Source organism: Allobosea sp. (assembly GCF_035999205.1).
In the GTDB taxonomy this organism is placed as follows: Bacteria; Pseudomonadota; Alphaproteobacteria; order Rhizobiales; family Beijerinckiaceae; genus Allobosea.
In genome coordinates this window covers 187,466-202,440 of the sequence record NZ_DASYHA010000019.1, presented here as the reverse complement: position 1 = coordinate 202,440, position 14,975 = coordinate 187,466, and the positions used below count along the sequence as shown (strand labels likewise).

The 14,975-nt window shown below is 66.7% G+C and carries 15 protein-coding genes and 1 pseudogene; 7 read left to right on the top strand and 9 right to left on the bottom strand.

Annotated features, from left to right (window positions below):
• Positions 1–99: 99 nt before the first annotated feature.
• Entirely contained in the window at positions 100–516 is a 417-nt protein-coding gene (locus tag VGN82_RS09120; RefSeq protein WP_327526961.1) for an organic hydroperoxide resistance protein, read from the bottom strand.
• Positions 517–842: 326 nt separating this feature from the next.
• Here VGN82_RS09120 and VGN82_RS09115 point away from each other — a divergent pair, with 326 nt between their 5' ends.
• From VGN82_RS09115 to VGN82_RS09100, 4 genes are all read left to right on the top strand, one after another.
• The gene (locus VGN82_RS09115; RefSeq protein ID WP_327526687.1) at positions 843–1,892 is read left to right on the top strand and encodes an alpha/beta fold hydrolase; all 1,050 of its coding nucleotides are present in this window, start codon (positions 843–845) and stop codon (positions 1,890–1,892) included.
• Positions 1,893–1,914: 22 nt separating this feature from the next.
• Positions 1,915–2,427: a cytochrome P460 family protein gene (locus tag VGN82_RS09110; protein ID WP_327526686.1), complete on the top strand. Its 513-nt coding sequence runs from the start codon at positions 1,915–1,917 to the stop codon at positions 2,425–2,427.
• 47 nt (positions 2,428–2,474) lie between these two features.
• Complete coding sequence (locus VGN82_RS09105; protein ID WP_327526685.1) at positions 2,475–2,927, top strand: nuclear transport factor 2 family protein; 453 nt, start codon at positions 2,475–2,477, stop codon at positions 2,925–2,927.
• 65 nt (positions 2,928–2,992) lie between these two features.
• Positions 2,993–4,420, top strand: a complete 1,428-nt coding sequence (locus VGN82_RS09100; RefSeq protein ID WP_327526684.1) for an aldehyde dehydrogenase family protein — start codon at positions 2,993–2,995, stop codon at positions 4,418–4,420.
• 55 nt (positions 4,421–4,475) lie between these two features.
• Here the strand turns inward: VGN82_RS09100 and VGN82_RS09095 are convergent, their stop codons facing one another.
• Together VGN82_RS09095 and VGN82_RS09090 are read right to left on the bottom strand one after the other, a co-directional pair.
• A complete protein-coding gene (locus VGN82_RS09095) occupies positions 4,476–6,251 on the bottom strand; it encodes a cytochrome c biogenesis protein DipZ (protein WP_327526683.1) in 1,776 nt (591 codons plus the stop codon).
• Positions 6,252–6,414: 163 nt separating this feature from the next.
• Positions 6,415–7,146: an alpha/beta fold hydrolase gene (locus VGN82_RS09090; protein ID WP_327526960.1), complete on the bottom strand. Its 732-nt coding sequence runs from the start codon at positions 7,144–7,146 to the stop codon at positions 6,415–6,417.
• Between the two features lie 278 nt (positions 7,147–7,424).
• Between VGN82_RS09090 and VGN82_RS09085 the strand changes: the two genes are divergently transcribed.
• The gene (locus tag VGN82_RS09085; protein WP_327526682.1) at positions 7,425–8,165 is read left to right on the top strand and encodes a response regulator; all 741 of its coding nucleotides are present in this window, start codon (positions 7,425–7,427) and stop codon (positions 8,163–8,165) included.
• 5 nt (positions 8,166–8,170) lie between these two features.
• Complete coding sequence (locus VGN82_RS09080) at positions 8,171–9,481, top strand: sensor histidine kinase (protein WP_327526681.1); 1,311 nt, start codon at positions 8,171–8,173, stop codon at positions 9,479–9,481.
• A gap of 44 nt (positions 9,482–9,525) precedes the next feature.
• Here VGN82_RS09080 and VGN82_RS09075 read toward each other — a convergent pair whose 3' ends face one another.
• On the bottom strand, positions 9,526–9,984 hold the full coding sequence (locus VGN82_RS09075) for a hypothetical protein (RefSeq protein WP_327526976.1): 459 nt from the start codon (positions 9,982–9,984) through the stop codon (positions 9,526–9,528).
• A gap of 39 nt (positions 9,985–10,023) precedes the next feature.
• Positions 10,024–10,161, bottom strand: a pseudogene (locus VGN82_RS09070) (TetR/AcrR family transcriptional regulator); the annotation flags it as partial.
• Positions 10,162–10,281: 120 nt separating this feature from the next.
• On the opposite strand from VGN82_RS09070, the gene VGN82_RS09065 reads away from it, so the two are divergent.
• The gene (locus VGN82_RS09065) at positions 10,282–11,862 is read left to right on the top strand and encodes an ABC-F family ATP-binding cassette domain-containing protein (RefSeq protein ID WP_327526680.1); all 1,581 of its coding nucleotides are present in this window, start codon (positions 10,282–10,284) and stop codon (positions 11,860–11,862) included.
• Positions 11,863–12,028: 166 nt separating this feature from the next.
• Here VGN82_RS09065 and VGN82_RS09060 read toward each other — a convergent pair whose 3' ends face one another.
• The 4 genes from VGN82_RS09060 to VGN82_RS09045 form a co-directional block, all read right to left on the bottom strand.
• Positions 12,029–12,847, bottom strand: coding sequence for a transporter substrate-binding domain-containing protein (locus VGN82_RS09060; protein ID WP_327526679.1), 819 nt, complete (start codon positions 12,845–12,847; stop codon positions 12,029–12,031).
• Between the two features lie 68 nt (positions 12,848–12,915).
• Positions 12,916–13,644 (bottom strand): amino acid ABC transporter ATP-binding protein, encoded by a 729-nt coding sequence (locus tag VGN82_RS09055; protein ID WP_327526678.1) that lies wholly within the window; start codon positions 13,642–13,644, stop codon positions 12,916–12,918.
• The gene (locus VGN82_RS09050; RefSeq protein ID WP_414644244.1) at positions 13,628–14,290 is read right to left on the bottom strand and encodes an amino acid ABC transporter permease; all 663 of its coding nucleotides are present in this window, start codon (positions 14,288–14,290) and stop codon (positions 13,628–13,630) included. Before VGN82_RS09050 ends, VGN82_RS09055 begins: the two co-directional genes overlap by 17 nt.
• Positions 14,287–14,970 carry an amino acid ABC transporter permease gene (locus tag VGN82_RS09045; protein WP_327526677.1) on the bottom strand — a complete coding sequence of 228 codons (684 nt, stop codon included), beginning with the start codon at positions 14,968–14,970 and terminating at the stop codon, positions 14,287–14,289. Before VGN82_RS09045 ends, VGN82_RS09050 begins: the two co-directional genes overlap by 4 nt.
• Positions 14,971–14,975 lie beyond the last annotated feature (5 nt).

Below are 14,975 nucleotides of genomic sequence, written 5' to 3'. Positions count from 1 at the left end.
TGTTAAAAGCGAAGCGGCCGCCGCATCCGAATGCGGCGGCCGCAAGTGTTTGTGCTCCTCGCCGGGGCTCGTCGGGGCCGTTCGAGGTCGCGGCCTGCCCTAGGCGACGTTCAGTTCCACATTGATGTTGCCCCTGGTTGCCTTCGAATAGGGGCAGGTCTGGTGTGCCTCGTTGACGAGTTCGCGCGCCAGCTCCCTGTCGATGCCGGGAAGGCTGACATTGAGGCGGACCTGCAGAAAATAGGCGCCATCAGTCGAGCCGAGATCGACTTCGGCATCGACAGCGAGGCCGGCGGGCAAGGCCATCTGGCGCTTTTTGGCGGCAATCCCGATCGCCCCGATGAAGCAGGCCGACCAGCCGGCCGCGAAAAGCTGCTCGGGGTTGGTGCCGGCGGCGGCGCTGCCGGGAGGCGACAGCTTCACGTCGAGCCGGCCGTCCGAGCTGCGGGAGGCGCCATCGCGCCCGCCCACCGTGTGGGTCTTGGCGGTATACAGGACTTTCTCGATTCTGGTCATGGAACGCTCCATCCTTCGCCGCTCCACAGGTGGCGGCTTGCGACGGTCGTTTCCCAGGTCGACATGTCCGGCATGTTTGCGGATCGCGGCGATACGCAACGAAGCGTCCGTTTTCCCGGGCCGTATACAGTCTCATACGATCGCGCCCGTCCGCCGCGAAACCGGCAGCCGCGCCCCCGCCGCAACGAGCTGTCCGCCGATTGTATCCCTTCGTATCCGACGGCCCGGATCCTACGGGGGCTTTCAAATCCGGCGCGACGCGACACAGCGCAGATACAGCCGCCAGGCTTCCTTCCCTGAGCAGACAGCAAAACGGGAACAGAGCCATGACAGACCAGATCGATCACCCGCGGCGGACCTTCCTCGGCACCATGGCGCTCGGCACCGTCCTCGCGCAGATCGGCGCGATCGGCACCGCCAGCGCTCAGACCCACGGCTCGGCCTCAACGCATGCCGGTTCGGGCCAGGGCGCGCAGGCCTCCTTCGCCGCCGAGAAGCGGATCGAGGCGGGCGATCTCGATGTCGGTTATGTCGAGGCCGGGCCGGCGGACGGCCCGCCGGTGCTGCTGCTGCACGGCTGGCCCTACGACATTCACAGCTATGTCGAGGTCGCGCCGATTCTGGCGAAGGCCGGCTACCGGGTGATCGTGCCGCATCTACGCGGCTATGGCAGCACCCGCTTCCGTTCGCCCGAGGCGCCGCGCAACGGCCAGCAGGCGGCGCTCGCCGTCGACGCCCTCGCCCTGCTGGACGCGCTGAAGATCGAAAAGGCGCTCGTGGCCGGCTATGACTGGGGCGCGCGCACCGCCGACATCCTCGCCGCCCTCTGGCCCGAGCGCTGCAAGGCGCTGGTCTCGGTCAGCGGCTATCTGATCGGCAGCCAGGAGGCGAACAAGGCGCCCCTGCCGCCGAAGGCCGAACTGCAGTGGTGGTACCAGTTCTACTTCGCCACCGCGCGGGGCGAGGCCGGCTATGCCAAGTACACCCACGACTTCGCCCGCCTGATCTGGGAGCTGGCCTCGCCGAAATGGGACTTCGACGCCGCGACCTTCGCGCGCTCCGCGGCCTCGCTCGACAATCCCGATCACGTCGCCATCTCGATCCACAATTACCGCTGGCGGCTCGGCCTCGCACAGGGCGAGGCGAAGTATGACGAGATCGAGCGCAAGCTCGCGGCCTTCCCGAGCATCGGGATTCCGACCATCACCATCGAGGGCGACGCCAATGGCGCGCCGCACCCTGAGCCCGCCGCCTATCGCAAGCGCTTCACCGGCAAATACGAGCATCGGCTCTTCAAGGGTGGCATCGGCCACAACCCACCCCAGGAAGATCCGCGGGCCTTCGCGCAGGCGGTCATCGACGCTGATCGGCTCTGACTGCGGCTGAGGGAACACGCCCATGAAAGCCCTTGCCGCCCTGCCCTATGCGGGTGCCGTTACCGCCATCGCCCTCGTCGGCGCTGTCTCCATCGCCAGAGGCGATGGAGACAGGAAGCCCGCCTCGCCGATCTACGGGGTCACGATCCCCGACGGATATCGCCAATGGGAGCTGGTCGCGCCGGCGCTGGAGCACGAGCCGCTCAACGAGCTGCGTGCCGTCGTCGGCAACCAGAAGGCGATCGACGCCTACCAAGCCGGAACGCTGCCGTTTCCGGACGGCACCGTGCTCGTGAAACTGGCCTGGAAGCACATCCAGTCGCCCGAGTTTGAATCCGCCCTCGTCCCCGGTGCGGCCACGACCGTGCAGGTGATGGTCAAGGATTCGAAGAAGTATCCCGACAGCGGCGGCTGGGGCTTCGGCCGCTTCATCGACGGCAAGCCCGTGGACGCGGCGCAGCACAAGACCTGCTTCGCCTGCCATGAGTCGCGGGTGAAGGCGCGAGACTACGTCTTCACCAAATTCGCGCCCTAGAGCCGGGGCGCGAGAGCGCCTTGGCCCCATCCCGAAGGACCGGGCCGATGGCAGCCACAGCGCTTGAACTGGTCGTCGACGAGCTGGCGATCCGCAAGCTCCTCGCCCGTCTGGCCCAGGCGGCGGACGACCGCGATGCGGCCGGTTATCGTGCATGTCTCGCCGAAACCGTGCGCGCCGAGCCGTCGGAAGAGGCGGCTCCCATTCCGGCCGACGACTATGTGCGTGCCTCGATGGCGCGGCTGTCGCGTGCGCACTGGACCCAGCACAGGCTCGCCAATCCCGTCATCGACATCCAGCCCGACAGGCAGCGGGCGCGCGCCCGCGTCGACCTGGTCGTGGATCTCGCCGTCACCGACACCGAAGGCGAGCAGCACCGGCTCACGCTCGGCGGCCGCTACGACATCGGCCTCACCCGTCGCAGCGGGACATGGCTGATCGATCGCCGCTGGCTTCGCCAGCTCTATGCCGACGGCGACGCGAAGGCGCTCGCGCTCTGAGCCCGTCGTCGAAAACGCCCGGCCGAACTCCAGACTGCGAGCGGCCTCATCGAAAGGAACCCAGCATGCAGCGCTTCGATCAGGTCTATATCGGCGGCCAGTTCCGCATGGCGCATGGCCGCGAGGAACTCGAGCTCGTCAATCCAACGACCGAGGAGCCGAGCGGCATTCTCGTCATGGCCGACGCGGAGGATGCGAGACGGGCGGTCGATAGTGCGCAGAGCGCCTTCGCCGGCTGGTCGCGAAGCTCGAAGAAGGAGCGGATCGACCTCCTCTACAATCTCAGCGAGGCCGTGCGCGCCCGCGCCGACGGGCTGACCGAAGCGACGATCCTCGAATATGGCGGCCCGATCGAGCAGGCGAAATGGCGCGCCGGTCTCGCCGCGAACAACTTCCTGGCAGCCGCCAAGCTGCTCGAGGATTTCGCGTTTTCGCGCTGGATCAACGATACGGAGGTGGTCGCGCAGGCCGCCGGCGTCGCCGTCCATATCGTTCCCTGGAACAGCGTCTACAACGCCATCAGCGTCAAGATGGCGGGTGCGCTTGCGGCCGGCTGCCCCGTCGTGGTCAAGCCCAGCGAATTCAGCGCCTGGCAGACCCGGCTGTTCACGGAGTGCCTGCATGCGGCCGGGGCGCCGGCCGGCCTGATCAATGTCGTGGCCGGGCGCGGCGATGTCGTCGGCGAGGCCCTGACCGGGCATCCCGCTGTCCGCAAGATCTCCTTCACTGGCTCGACGCGCGTCGGCAAGACGATCATGGCCAAGGCCGCTGCGCGAATGACGCGGGTGACGCTAGAGCTCGGCGGCAAGGCGCCGACCGTCGTGATGGAAGACGCAGATCTCGAAAAGGCCGCTGCGACGGCGATGGCAGCCGGCTTCGCCAATAACGGCCAGGCCTGCATCGCCGGCACGCGCATCCTGGTGCCGCGCGCCCGGCTCAAGGCCTTTAGCGAGGCGGTCGAACGTGCCGTCGCGACGATCGTGCTGGGTGATCCGCGCGATCCTCGAACGACGCTCGGGCCTCTGGTCAATCGCCGGCAATTCGAGCGGGTGCAGGGCTATATCCGCAAGGGGATCGAGGAAGGGGCGAGGCTCGTCACCGGTGGCGAAGGACGGCCGGAAGGGCGCGCCCGCGGCTTCTTCGCCAGGCCGACCGTGTTCGCCGACGTCAGCAACGACATGACCATCGCGCGCGAGGAGATCTTCGGGCCGGTGCTCTGCGTGATCGCCTATGACGACGAGGACCATGCGATCGAGATCGCCAACGACACCGAGTTCGGGCTCCATGCCTATGTCGTCGGCGAGGATGTCGGACGGGCACGGGCTCTGGCAGGCCGGATCGATGCGGGGCGGGTCGCGATCAACGCCGTCCTGCATGAACCGCTGGCGCCGTTCGGCGGCTTCAAGGAGTCGGGTATCGGACGCGAATACGGGCTCTACGGCATCGAGGATCATCTCGAACTCAAGGCAATCATGGGGCGCAGCGACCCTTGATTGCCTTGAGTTGCCGGGACCAGTGAGCCGAGGTCCCGGCTGATCGTCCCTCAGCTCACCCGAAGGTAAACGCGAAGGCCTCCGCCCCGGCGTCCAGAAAGCGGATCTCGAAGAGCTGTTCCCTGACTTCGCCGGGTTGGCGGACGAGCTGATAGAGCCTGGTTTCGCCGATCGTGCCATTGCCCTCGGCGTCGATATCGGCGCCGTGATCGGCGCCGGGCACCTTGCCATCGATCGTCACGCGGAAGCGGACCGGCTTGCCGGCCGCCCCGGGACCGAGAACCAGATGCAGGTCCCTCGCGCTGAAGCGGAAGGCGATCCCGCCGCCGGCGCGGTCGAGCACCGCGCTCTCGGCACCGATCGTCCAGCGACCAGAGAGACCCCATTGATTCAGCCGCAGCGCCCGGACGCTGTAGTCGCGCGGCTGGTCGCCCGCGACGCCCTCTGGCGAGACGAAGCCCGAGGCCTTCTCATAGCCGAGATAGGTTTCGCCCGAACGCGCCGGCCGCGCCGGATCGACCGCTGCCTGAGCGCCCTGCGCATTCGGAGCCACGATGGCGGCACCCGCGGCACGATTGCCGGCCGCCTCCGCCAGCAGATCCTGGATCACCCGCTCAGACTGCTTCTCGTCGCCCTCGCCGAAATGGGCGTGCCGGATCCGGCCCGCGGCATCGACGAAGTAGAGCGCCGGCCAGTAGCTGTTGCGATAGGCGCGCCAGATGCGGAAGTCATTATCGACCGCGACGGGATAGGTGATGCCGAAGCGCGCGATCGCCTGCCGGATGTTGTCGATCTTCTTCTCGAAGGCGAATTCCGGGGTGTGGACTCCGACCACGACCAGTCCCTGATCCTTGTACTTCTCCGCCCAGGCGCGGACATTAGGCAGGGTGCGGATGCAGTTGATGCAGGAATAGGTCCAGAAGTTGACCAGGACGACCTTGCCGCGAAGCTCGTCCGCCTTCAGCGGCGCGGAGTTGAGCCAGGCCACGGCGCCATCGAAGCCCGGGGCTGCGCCACGGTCCGGCAGCGGGCTGCGATAGGTCTGGCTCGACGCAGTGGCCGGGCGGGTGTCGCCATTCTCGGCCAGGCGTGAGCTGCCCGTCGGTGAAACGTCGCCGCCAATTCGCGCCAGCAGCTTCTGCTCGATACCGGTGGTGCCGGCATAGGAGAGCTGGGTCAGAAGGCCGGTGTCCAGCCCGAGGCCGATCGCCAGGACGCTCGCAAGAACCGCGATGCCGACGCCTTGCCGGATGCGCTCTCCGATCCCCAGAGAACGCTTCATCGCCGCAAGCGCCCTGCCGCCGGCGAGGACGGCCAGCGCGATGGAGGTCGCAGCGCCCGCGGCATAGGCGGCAAGGAGGAGCGCCGTCCCGGCATCGGCCCCGTGGAGCGCCGCGCCCGTCAGGACGAGCCCCAGGATCGGGCCGGCACAGGGCGCCCAGAGCAGGCCGGTGGCGACGCCAAGCAGCAGCGAACCGCCAATCGAGGGCTTCCCGGCTTCGCTGCCGCCGGCAAGCCGGTCGCCGAGCGCGACGATCGGGCGAGAGAAGAAGGCCGCCGCGCGCGGCGAGATCAGGGTCACGGCGAAGACCGCGACCAGCACCAGGGCCGCCCAGCGCCCGATCTCGTTCGCCTGCACGGCCCAGCCGCCGCCGATGGCGGCGAGGCTCGCCACGGCGGAGAATGTCAGCGCCATGCCGATCAGCATCGGCAGCACGCCGCGTGCAAACGGCTGGTCGGCTCGTGCGAAGACGAAAGGCAGGATCGGCAGGATGCAGGGGCTGAGGATGGTCAGCACGCCGGCGAGATAGGAGATCACGAACAAGGTCATGGCGGGTCCTCTGGGCGGCGGAGGCAGCCACCCGACAGAATGGCCTCCTCCGAATGCCCGCACCTGACCTGTCCGACGTATCTCCGGTGTTTTCGCCGACGGGCTGATCTGTATCGCCGTGTACGATGCGCTGGCTGCTCTGCTCTACAGCCGCCGCCACGCCTTACTTGGACACCGAGCGCGCGGCCTCGACGATCAGCTCGGCCACCTCCGCCGGCTTCGAGACGTAGACGGCGTGGCTGGCCGCGATCTCGCGGACCTTGCTGCCCGCCCGACGGGCCATCTCGCGTTCGAGCTCCGGATTGATCGAACGGTCCTTGCTTGCCACCAGCGCCCAGCTCGGCTTGCTCTTCCAGGCCGGATCGCCTGCTTCCGTCGAGAAGGCGGTCTTCGCCGCAAAGACCTGGGAACGCGCGAGGAATGCAGCTTCGGCCTTGGGCAGATCGGCCGCGAAGGCGACGGGGAATGCCTGTGGGTCGAGATAGAGATAGCCGTCCGCGGTCGCCTTGATCGCATCCGGCTGGGCGTTCGGAACCGGCTTGCTGCCGGCCAGCTTACCGAGGCTCTCGCCCTTGTCGGGCTGGAAGGCCGCGACATAGACGAGCCCCGCGACCTTGCCGTCATGGCCGGCCTCGCTGATCACCATGCCGCCATAGCTGTGCCCGACGAGGATGGCCGGACCATCCTGCAGAGCCAGGATGCGCCGGGTCGCGGCTACGTCGTCCTGCAGCGAGGTCAGCGGCTCCTGAACGATCGTGACCTTATAGCCCTTTGCGGTCAGCCGGTCGGAGACCTTGCGCCAGCCGGAGCCGTCGGCGAAGGCGCCGTGGACGATGACGATGTTGCGGATCTCTGCCGCTTCGACAGCGGAACAAGTGGCGGCGATCGGCAGCATCAGCCCGCCGATGACAGCTGAGATGAAACCCTTGCGCATGGGCGCGTCCTTCCTGCTCGTTTCATGATGAGGATGTCGGCGGCAGGCCGAACCGTCTCGGCCCGCTTGCCGGTGCCCACCGTGCAGGAAGACAACGCCGCATTCGACGGGAAGATTGTCCGCGTCGATGTCGAGCCGGGTGCGCGATACATGAGCTTACAAATCTCGCGCGCCTTATCGACCGCAGACCGGCCGGGCTCTGCTATGGCTTGGAAAAGGAAAGCGGAAAGCCCTTGCCGATGGATCACATCGACCATGTCCTCGTCGTCGACGACGATCGCGAGATCCGGGATCTCGTATCGAGCTATCTGAAGAAGAATGGCCTGCGGGTGACGACGGCCGCCGATGGACGGCAGATGCGGTCCTTCCTGGAGACCGATCGGGTCGACCTCATCGTCCTCGACGTCATGATGCCCGGCGATGACGGGCTGGTGCTCTGCCGCGAGCTCCGCGCCGGCAAGCACAAGGCGACCCCGGTCCTGATGCTGACCGCGCGCAATGACGACACCGACCGGATCGTCGGGCTGGAGATGGGCGCCGACGACTATCTGGCGAAGCCTTTCGTCGCCCGCGAATTGCTGGCGCGCATCAAGGCCGTCCTTCGCCGCACGCGGATGATGCCGCCGAACCTCCAGGTAACCGAGGCCGGCCAGCTGCTCGCCTTCGGAGATTGGCAGCTCGACACCGTGGCGCGCCACCTGCTCGACAGGGACGGCACGGCTGTGGCGCTGAGCGGCGCCGAGTACCGCCTGCTGCGGGTTTTCCTCGACCATCCGCAGCGCGTGCTCAACCGCGACCAGCTCCTGAACCTGACCCAGGGCCGCGAGGCCGAACTTTTCGACCGCTCGATCGACCTGCTCGTCAGCCGGTTGCGGCAACGCCTGCGCGACGACGCGCGCGAGCCTGCTTATATCAAGACCGTCCGCAGCGAAGGCTACGTGCTCGCCATGCCGGTCGAGATCGTCACGGCCCGGGAGTGAAGAGCATGACCCGGATGCGCCGGTTCCTGCATCTGCCGCGCACCTTGCGCTCCCGGCTCTTCCTGATCCTGTTCGCCGGGCTGGCGGCAGCGCATATCCTGTCCTTCGGGCTGCTGTTCTATGAACGAACCATCAGCGCCAAGGCGACGATGTACACGACGCTGGAAAACGACGTCGCCACCTCGATCGCGCTGCTCGACCGCCTGCCGCCGCAGGAGCGCCCGCAATGGCTGCCCATGCTCGACCGGCGGACCTATCGCTACGAGTTGGGTGCAGGCTTGCCCGGCGTGCCGGAGCTCAGCCCGCGGGCGGCGGAGATCGCGCATACGATCAGTGTCGCGGCCGGGCGGCGCTTCCCGGTCAAGGTCGAGAGCATTCCCGGCGAGCGCGAGCACCTGCAGGCGCATGTCACGCTGAGCGACGGCACGCCCGTCACCATCGACATCCACCCTGCCCTGATGCCGCTCGCAAGCTGGCTGCCCTATATGCTCGCGGCCCAACTCGCGCTGCTGGTCGCCTGCACCTGGCTGGCCGTGCGGCTGGCGATCCGGCCACTTCTGCGCTTCGCCAATGCCGCCGAGACGCTCGATCCCGGCCGCAAGGCGGTGCGGCTCGAGGAGACCGGCCCGGCCGAGGTCGCCTATGCGGCGACCGCCTTCAACGCGATGCGGGACCGGATCGCGCACTATCTCCAGGAACGCGTCCAGATCCTCGCCGCAATCTCGCACGACCTGCAGACGCCAATCACCCGCATGAAGCTGCGCGCCGAGATGGCGGACGAAAGCCCGGAGAAGGAGCGGCTGATCAGCGACCTCTCCGAGATAGAGCGGCTGGTCCGCGAAGGCGTCGCCTATGCGAAAAGCGCCCATGGCGACATCGAGAAGCCGACGCGCATCGATATCGCATCCTTCGTGGAGAGCATCGCCTTCGACTATCAGGACACCGGCAAGGCCGTGACGGTCCCTCGTTCGCTCGACGCCACCGCGGTGACGCGGCCGCATGCCTTGCGGCGCATCCTGACGAACCTGATCGACAACGCGCTGAAATTCGCCGGCGATGTCGAAATCGAGGTGGGCAGGGCGGCCGACGGCAAGCTCCGCATCTCAGTTCTGGATCGCGGTCCGGGCATCCCCGAGGATCAGCTCGTTGCCGTGCTGCAGCCGTTCTATCGCGTGGAGCAGTCCCGCAACCGTGACACCGGCGGGACAGGCCTTGGCCTGGCCATCGCCCAGCAGCTCTCGGTGGCGATAGGCGGCTCGCTTCGCCTGGTGAACCGGCCGGGCGGCGGACTGTCCGCCGAAGTGACGCTGGATTGAAGCCCGGCAATCTCGCCGGGAGTGAGCGCGTCAGACGCGGCGGCCTAGGCAAATCCGGGCTCCGCGCCAAACGCGGCGATGAAGACCGACCAACGCTCATCGAACAGCTGCAATAGCCGCTCGCGGTCGACAGTGGCATCACCGTTCAGCCGCAACCGGTTGTTGGCCCCCTCCAGGAGATCGACGAGGATGGCGACGATCAGCTCCTTGCTCTGCGGGCGAATCTGGCCGACCTCCTGCGCCTTCGTCACGGCGATGGCGAACGGCTCCAACGCGGTCTGAGACCACGCCTGCAAGCGCTCGCCAAGCGGAGCGGACAGGGCGGCCTCGGCGCTGACGGACAGGTAGAATGCTGCATAGTCGGCAGATGCTCCGATCTCGACATAGCGCAGCGCGATGCGCCGCAGGGCCTCGAGAGGCTCGCTCGTCCCATGCATGCTGGCCAGCAGCGCCTCGCGGAAGTGGCGAAGGTCCCGTTCCACCACCGCCTCCAGCAGCGCCACCTTGTTGGGGTAGCGGCGGTAGATCGTGTGCTTGGAGACGCCGAGCCTGAGCGCAATCTCGTCCAGCGAAGCCTTGGCGACGCCGCTTCGACAGAAGGCAGAGCGCGCGCCGTCGAGAATAAGCGCGTCGAGCTCCGCCGCCTGCTGACGCGTCGGCCGCCCCCCCGTCTTCCGCATCCCCGTCTTCATGCCGTCGCTCCGCTCGCTCGCCATAAACAGCACGATACCGTTGCATTTCAATCTGCCACCTCTTATCTGCACGATACCGTGCCGTTTTATTGGAGCAATCTTCGCCCCGTGTCATCGATTGTCATTTCCGCTCTCGCCTGGACGACGCCCGAAGGACGGGCCGTATTCTCGGATCTCGATCTCACCTTCGGCCGGGAGCGTGTCGGACTGGTGGGGCGCAACGGCATCGGCAAGACGACCCTGCTGCAAATCATCTCAGGCGAGCTGCAGCCCACGGCTGGGTCCATCGCAATCGACGGCACCGTTGCAGAGGTTAAGCAAAGCGTTCGGGTCGACCCGTGCGACACGGTCGCTGACATCTTCGGCGTAGGGCCGGCCCTGTCCATCCTTTGCCGCGCGGAGGCGGGGCAGGCCTCCCTCGACGATCTGGCCGCAGCGGACTGGCAACTCGAGGAGCGGGTGAACGCAGCCCTTGCGCGCGTCGGCCTCGATCCCGACACTCATGCAAGGTTAGCCGACCTGTCCGGCGGCCAGCGGACGCGAGCCAGCCTCGCAGCCGCGATGTTCCGGAAGCCCGACTTCCTCTTGCTCGACGAGCCGACGAACGATCTCGACCGCGACGGCCGCAGGGCGGTGCACGCGCTGCTCGCCGACTGGCGTGGCGGCGCCATCGTCGTCAGCCATGATCGCGAACTGCTCGGGCAGATGGACGCGATCGTGGAGCTGACCTCACTCGGCGCCACGCGCTATGGCGGCAACTGGGACGCCTATCGTGCGCTCAAGGCTGTGGAGCTGGAAGCAGCGGAACGCGATCTGGCTTTCGCAGAGGCGCGCACCGACGAGATCGAGCGCAATGCGCAGCGGGCATCCGAGCGGCAGGACCGGCGCAACGCCGCGGGCGCGCGCAAGGGCGCGCAGGGCGGGCTTCCAAAGATCCTGCTCGGCGCCCGGAAGGGCAACGCCCAGGCGAGCCGGGGCAGGAGCATTCGACGAACGGATCGCCAGAGTACGGAAGCGCAGCGACTGGCAGCGGAAGCCCGGACGAAGGTCGAGATCCTCCAGCCATTGTCGATCACGCTGCCCCCGACCGGGCTCGCGCCGCACCGCCAGGTCCTGTCATGCGATGCCGTCACAGCGGGCTATGGTGGAGGGGCGCCGCTGATCCGCGATCTCTCGTTTTCGCTCTCGGGGCCGGAGCGCGTTGCGATCGTCGGCCCGAACGGTGCCGGCAAGACGACCCTGCTGAAGCTGATCGCCGGTGAGGTCCAGCCGCTCTCCGGCAGAGTCGCCGTCTCCGTCGAGTTCGCAATGCTCGACCAGCACATGGGCCTCCTCAATCCTCGCAGCTCGATCCTCGACAATTTCAAGCGGCTGAACCCCGGCTCGGACGAGAATGCGTGCCGTGCCGCACTCGCCAGCTTCCTGTTCCGCGCGGATGCAGCGCTCCAGACGGTCTGCTCCCTCAGTGGGGGGCAGATGTTTCGGGCGGGACTGGCCTGCGTACTGGGCGGCCAGACCCCGCGACCACTGCTGCTGCTGGACGAGCCGACAAATCACCTCGACATCGCCTCGGTCGAAGCCATCGAGGCCGCGCTTGCCGCCTATGACGGCGCCCTGCTCGTCGTCAGCCATGACGAGCGCTTCCTCACCAGCCTGGGCATCGACCGATATCTTTCACCGGTCGGCTGAGTTCAGGACCGGATCGCTTGCGGCAGGAGAGAAGCATCGCGGAACCGAGGGCGCTCGCAGAATCCACCGTGCCCGAGGTACCGAAACGAGGGCAGCCTTTCGCTGCCCTCGGAGATCTTCGCCGGAAGGAAGTGGTTCCTCCGGCAGTGGGCCTCAGGAAAGCGCGTCAGGACTTGGCTGCGAGATCTTCCGGCACCAGCTTCACGCCGTGATAGCGATGGTAGATCTCGACGAGCTTGCCGTTCCTGAGATTGGCCGCGACCCACTCGTCGAGCTTGGCCTTCAGCTTCGGCTCGTTCTTGCGCAGCGCGATGCCGAGCGGGAAGCCCTTCATGACGAACTTGGTGTCGAGATCGAGCTGAGGATTGTCCTTGCGCAGCTGGTTCAGCAGCGGCAGCGAGGTCGCGTAGATCTTGAGCTGCCCTGAGGTGATGGCCGTTGTCGAGGTCGGATCATCCTCGAAGCGCGTGATCGTGGTGTCCTTCACATTCGCGGTGCCGCGCGTCAGCTCCTGATCGTTGACCGTGCCGCGGGTCACCGCGATGCCACCCTTGCCGCCGAGATCGGCATAGGATGCGACCTGCATGGCCTTGGGCGCGGCAACGACGCATTGCAGCTCGGCATAGGCCGTCGAGAAGTCGATGACCTTCTTGCGCTCGTCGGTGATCGAGAGCGCCGAAATCACGACGTCGGCCTTCTTGGCCATGAGGTACTGCACCCGGTTCGGCGTCGAGACCTGCACGATCTCGAGCTCGACGCCGAGATCCTTGGCTAGCAGATGGGCGGTCTCGACGTCGGAGCCGGTCGGCTTGAACGCGGAATCCATCATGCCATGCGGCGGGTTGCCGAGATCGATCGCGACCAGGAGCTTCTTGCGCGCGATGATGTCGTCGAGCGTATCGGCCGATGCCGGCATGCTCGAGAGCGTTGCGAAGCCGAGCCCGAAGAGGCCTGTCAGGAGGAGGGAGGCGGAGCGGCGGTTCATCTGTCGTTTCCTCGCTTGGGTTGGGTTGATTGTGACGGTCGTCGTGGCGCGACCTTGGACGGCGACGGTCAAAGACCGACGCCGACGAAGCTCTTCAGTTCAGCGGTGGCGGGGTTGCGCAGGATGTCGCGTGATCCAGTCTCGTGGATCAGGCCTTCATGCATGAAGATGACGCGGTCGGCGACGCGCGCCGCAAAGGCCATCTCGTGGGTGACGAGAAGCATCGTCATGCCCTGCTTCGCCAGTTGCTCGATGACGCGAAGCACCTCTTCCGTCAGCTGCGGATCGAGCGCGGAGGTGACCTCGTCGAACAGCATCACCTGCGGGCGCATCGCCAGCGAGCGCGCGATGGCGACGCGCTGCTGCTGGCCGCCGGAGAGCTGCTCGGGGTAGGCGTCGATCTTCTCGGAAAGGCCGACCTGCGCCAGCACCTCCTTAGCCAGCTCGCGGGCGCTCGTGCGGTTCGCCTTCTTCACCCAGCGGGGCGCCAGCGTGATGTTCTGCTCGACGGTGAGATGCGGAAAGAGATTGTAGCTCTGGAAGACGATGCCGACATCCTGGCGCAGCTTGCGCAGCTCGATCTTCGGATCGCTGACACGATGGCCGCAGACGATGATCTCGCCGCTGTCGACCTTCTCGAGCCGGTCGACGCAGCGCAGGGCCGTGCTCTTGCCGGAGCCCGAGCGGCCGATCAGGGCGACCACCTGCCCCTTCTCGATCTCGAAGCTCAGTCCCTTGAGCACCGGCACGGCACCGAAGCTCTTGTGGACGTCGCGAAAGCTAACGATGGGCGACATTGAGTTTTCTCTCAAGACGGCGGCTGAGCCACGACAGCGGGTAGCAAAGCAGGAAGTAGAGCCCCGCGATGATCAGATAAGTTCTGAAGGGCTGGAACGTCGCGTTGTTGATGAGCTTGCCGATATAGGTCATCTCGGCCATGCCGATGACCGATGCGACCGAGGTGTTCTTCACGATCTGCACCATGAAGCCGACGGTGGGCGGCACGGCAATGCGCAAGGCCTGCGGCAGGATGACCAACAGCATGCGCTCCCAGCGCGCGAGCGCCAGGCAGTCGGCCGCCTCCCATTGCGTGCGCGGAACGGATTGCAGGCAGCCGCGCCAGATCTCGCCGAGATAGGCGGCCGAGAACATCGTCATCGCGATGCAGGCGGCAGCGAGCGGAGGCATCTCCAAGCCGAAGACCGGCAGGCCGAAATAGAGCACGAACATCAGCACCAGCAGCGGCGTGCCCTGGATCAGATTGACATAGGTCACCGCGACGGCGCGCACCACAACGCTGTCGGAAATGCGTGAGAGCGCCACGATGAAGCCGACGAGCCCGCCCGCCAGGAACCCGACGACCGACAGGAAGATCGTCCATTTCAGGCCGGCAAGAAGGGCGGCCCAATGGGCCGGAGAAATGCCGAGGAGAGAGGCGATCACAGCGTCGTCCCCAGCTTGCGGCGTCGCGCGAAGGCGAACTGACCCAGCGCCCAGAACAGGCCGCGCATGGCGAAGGACAGCAGCAGATAGAGCGCCGCGATGACGAGGAAAACCTCGAACGGGCGGAAGGTGTCCGACTGGATCCGGCTCGCCGCAGCCGTCATCTCCTCGGCCGAGATCTGCGAGGCGATGCTGGTGCCGAGCATCAGCAGCACGTACTGGCTGGCGAGCGCTGGATAGACCTTCTCGACGGCCGTCGGCAGCACGATCGTGGCCAGCACCTGCCACCGCGACAGGGCGAGGCAATCGCCGGCTTCGATCTGTCCCTTGTGGATCGACTCGATGCCGGCGCGGATGATCTCGCTCGAATAGGCGCCGATATTGATCGTAAGCCCGATCACGGCCGAGGTCGTCGCCGAGAATTTCAACCCGAGCGAAGCCAGGCCGAAATAGACGACGAAGAGCTGCACCAGGAGCGGCGTGTTGCGGATGATCTCCACATAGAGACCGACGATGGCACGCAGGATGCGCGAGCCGCTGGTGCTCGCGACCGCGCAGAGCGTCCCGAGCAGGAAGCCCGCCACCGTCGCCATCAGCGCGAGCTGGACGGTGAGCCACAGCCCCTCCGCCAGCATCGGCCAATAGTCCCGCAAAAAGGAGAAATCGAAGCTGTAGTCCATCCGGG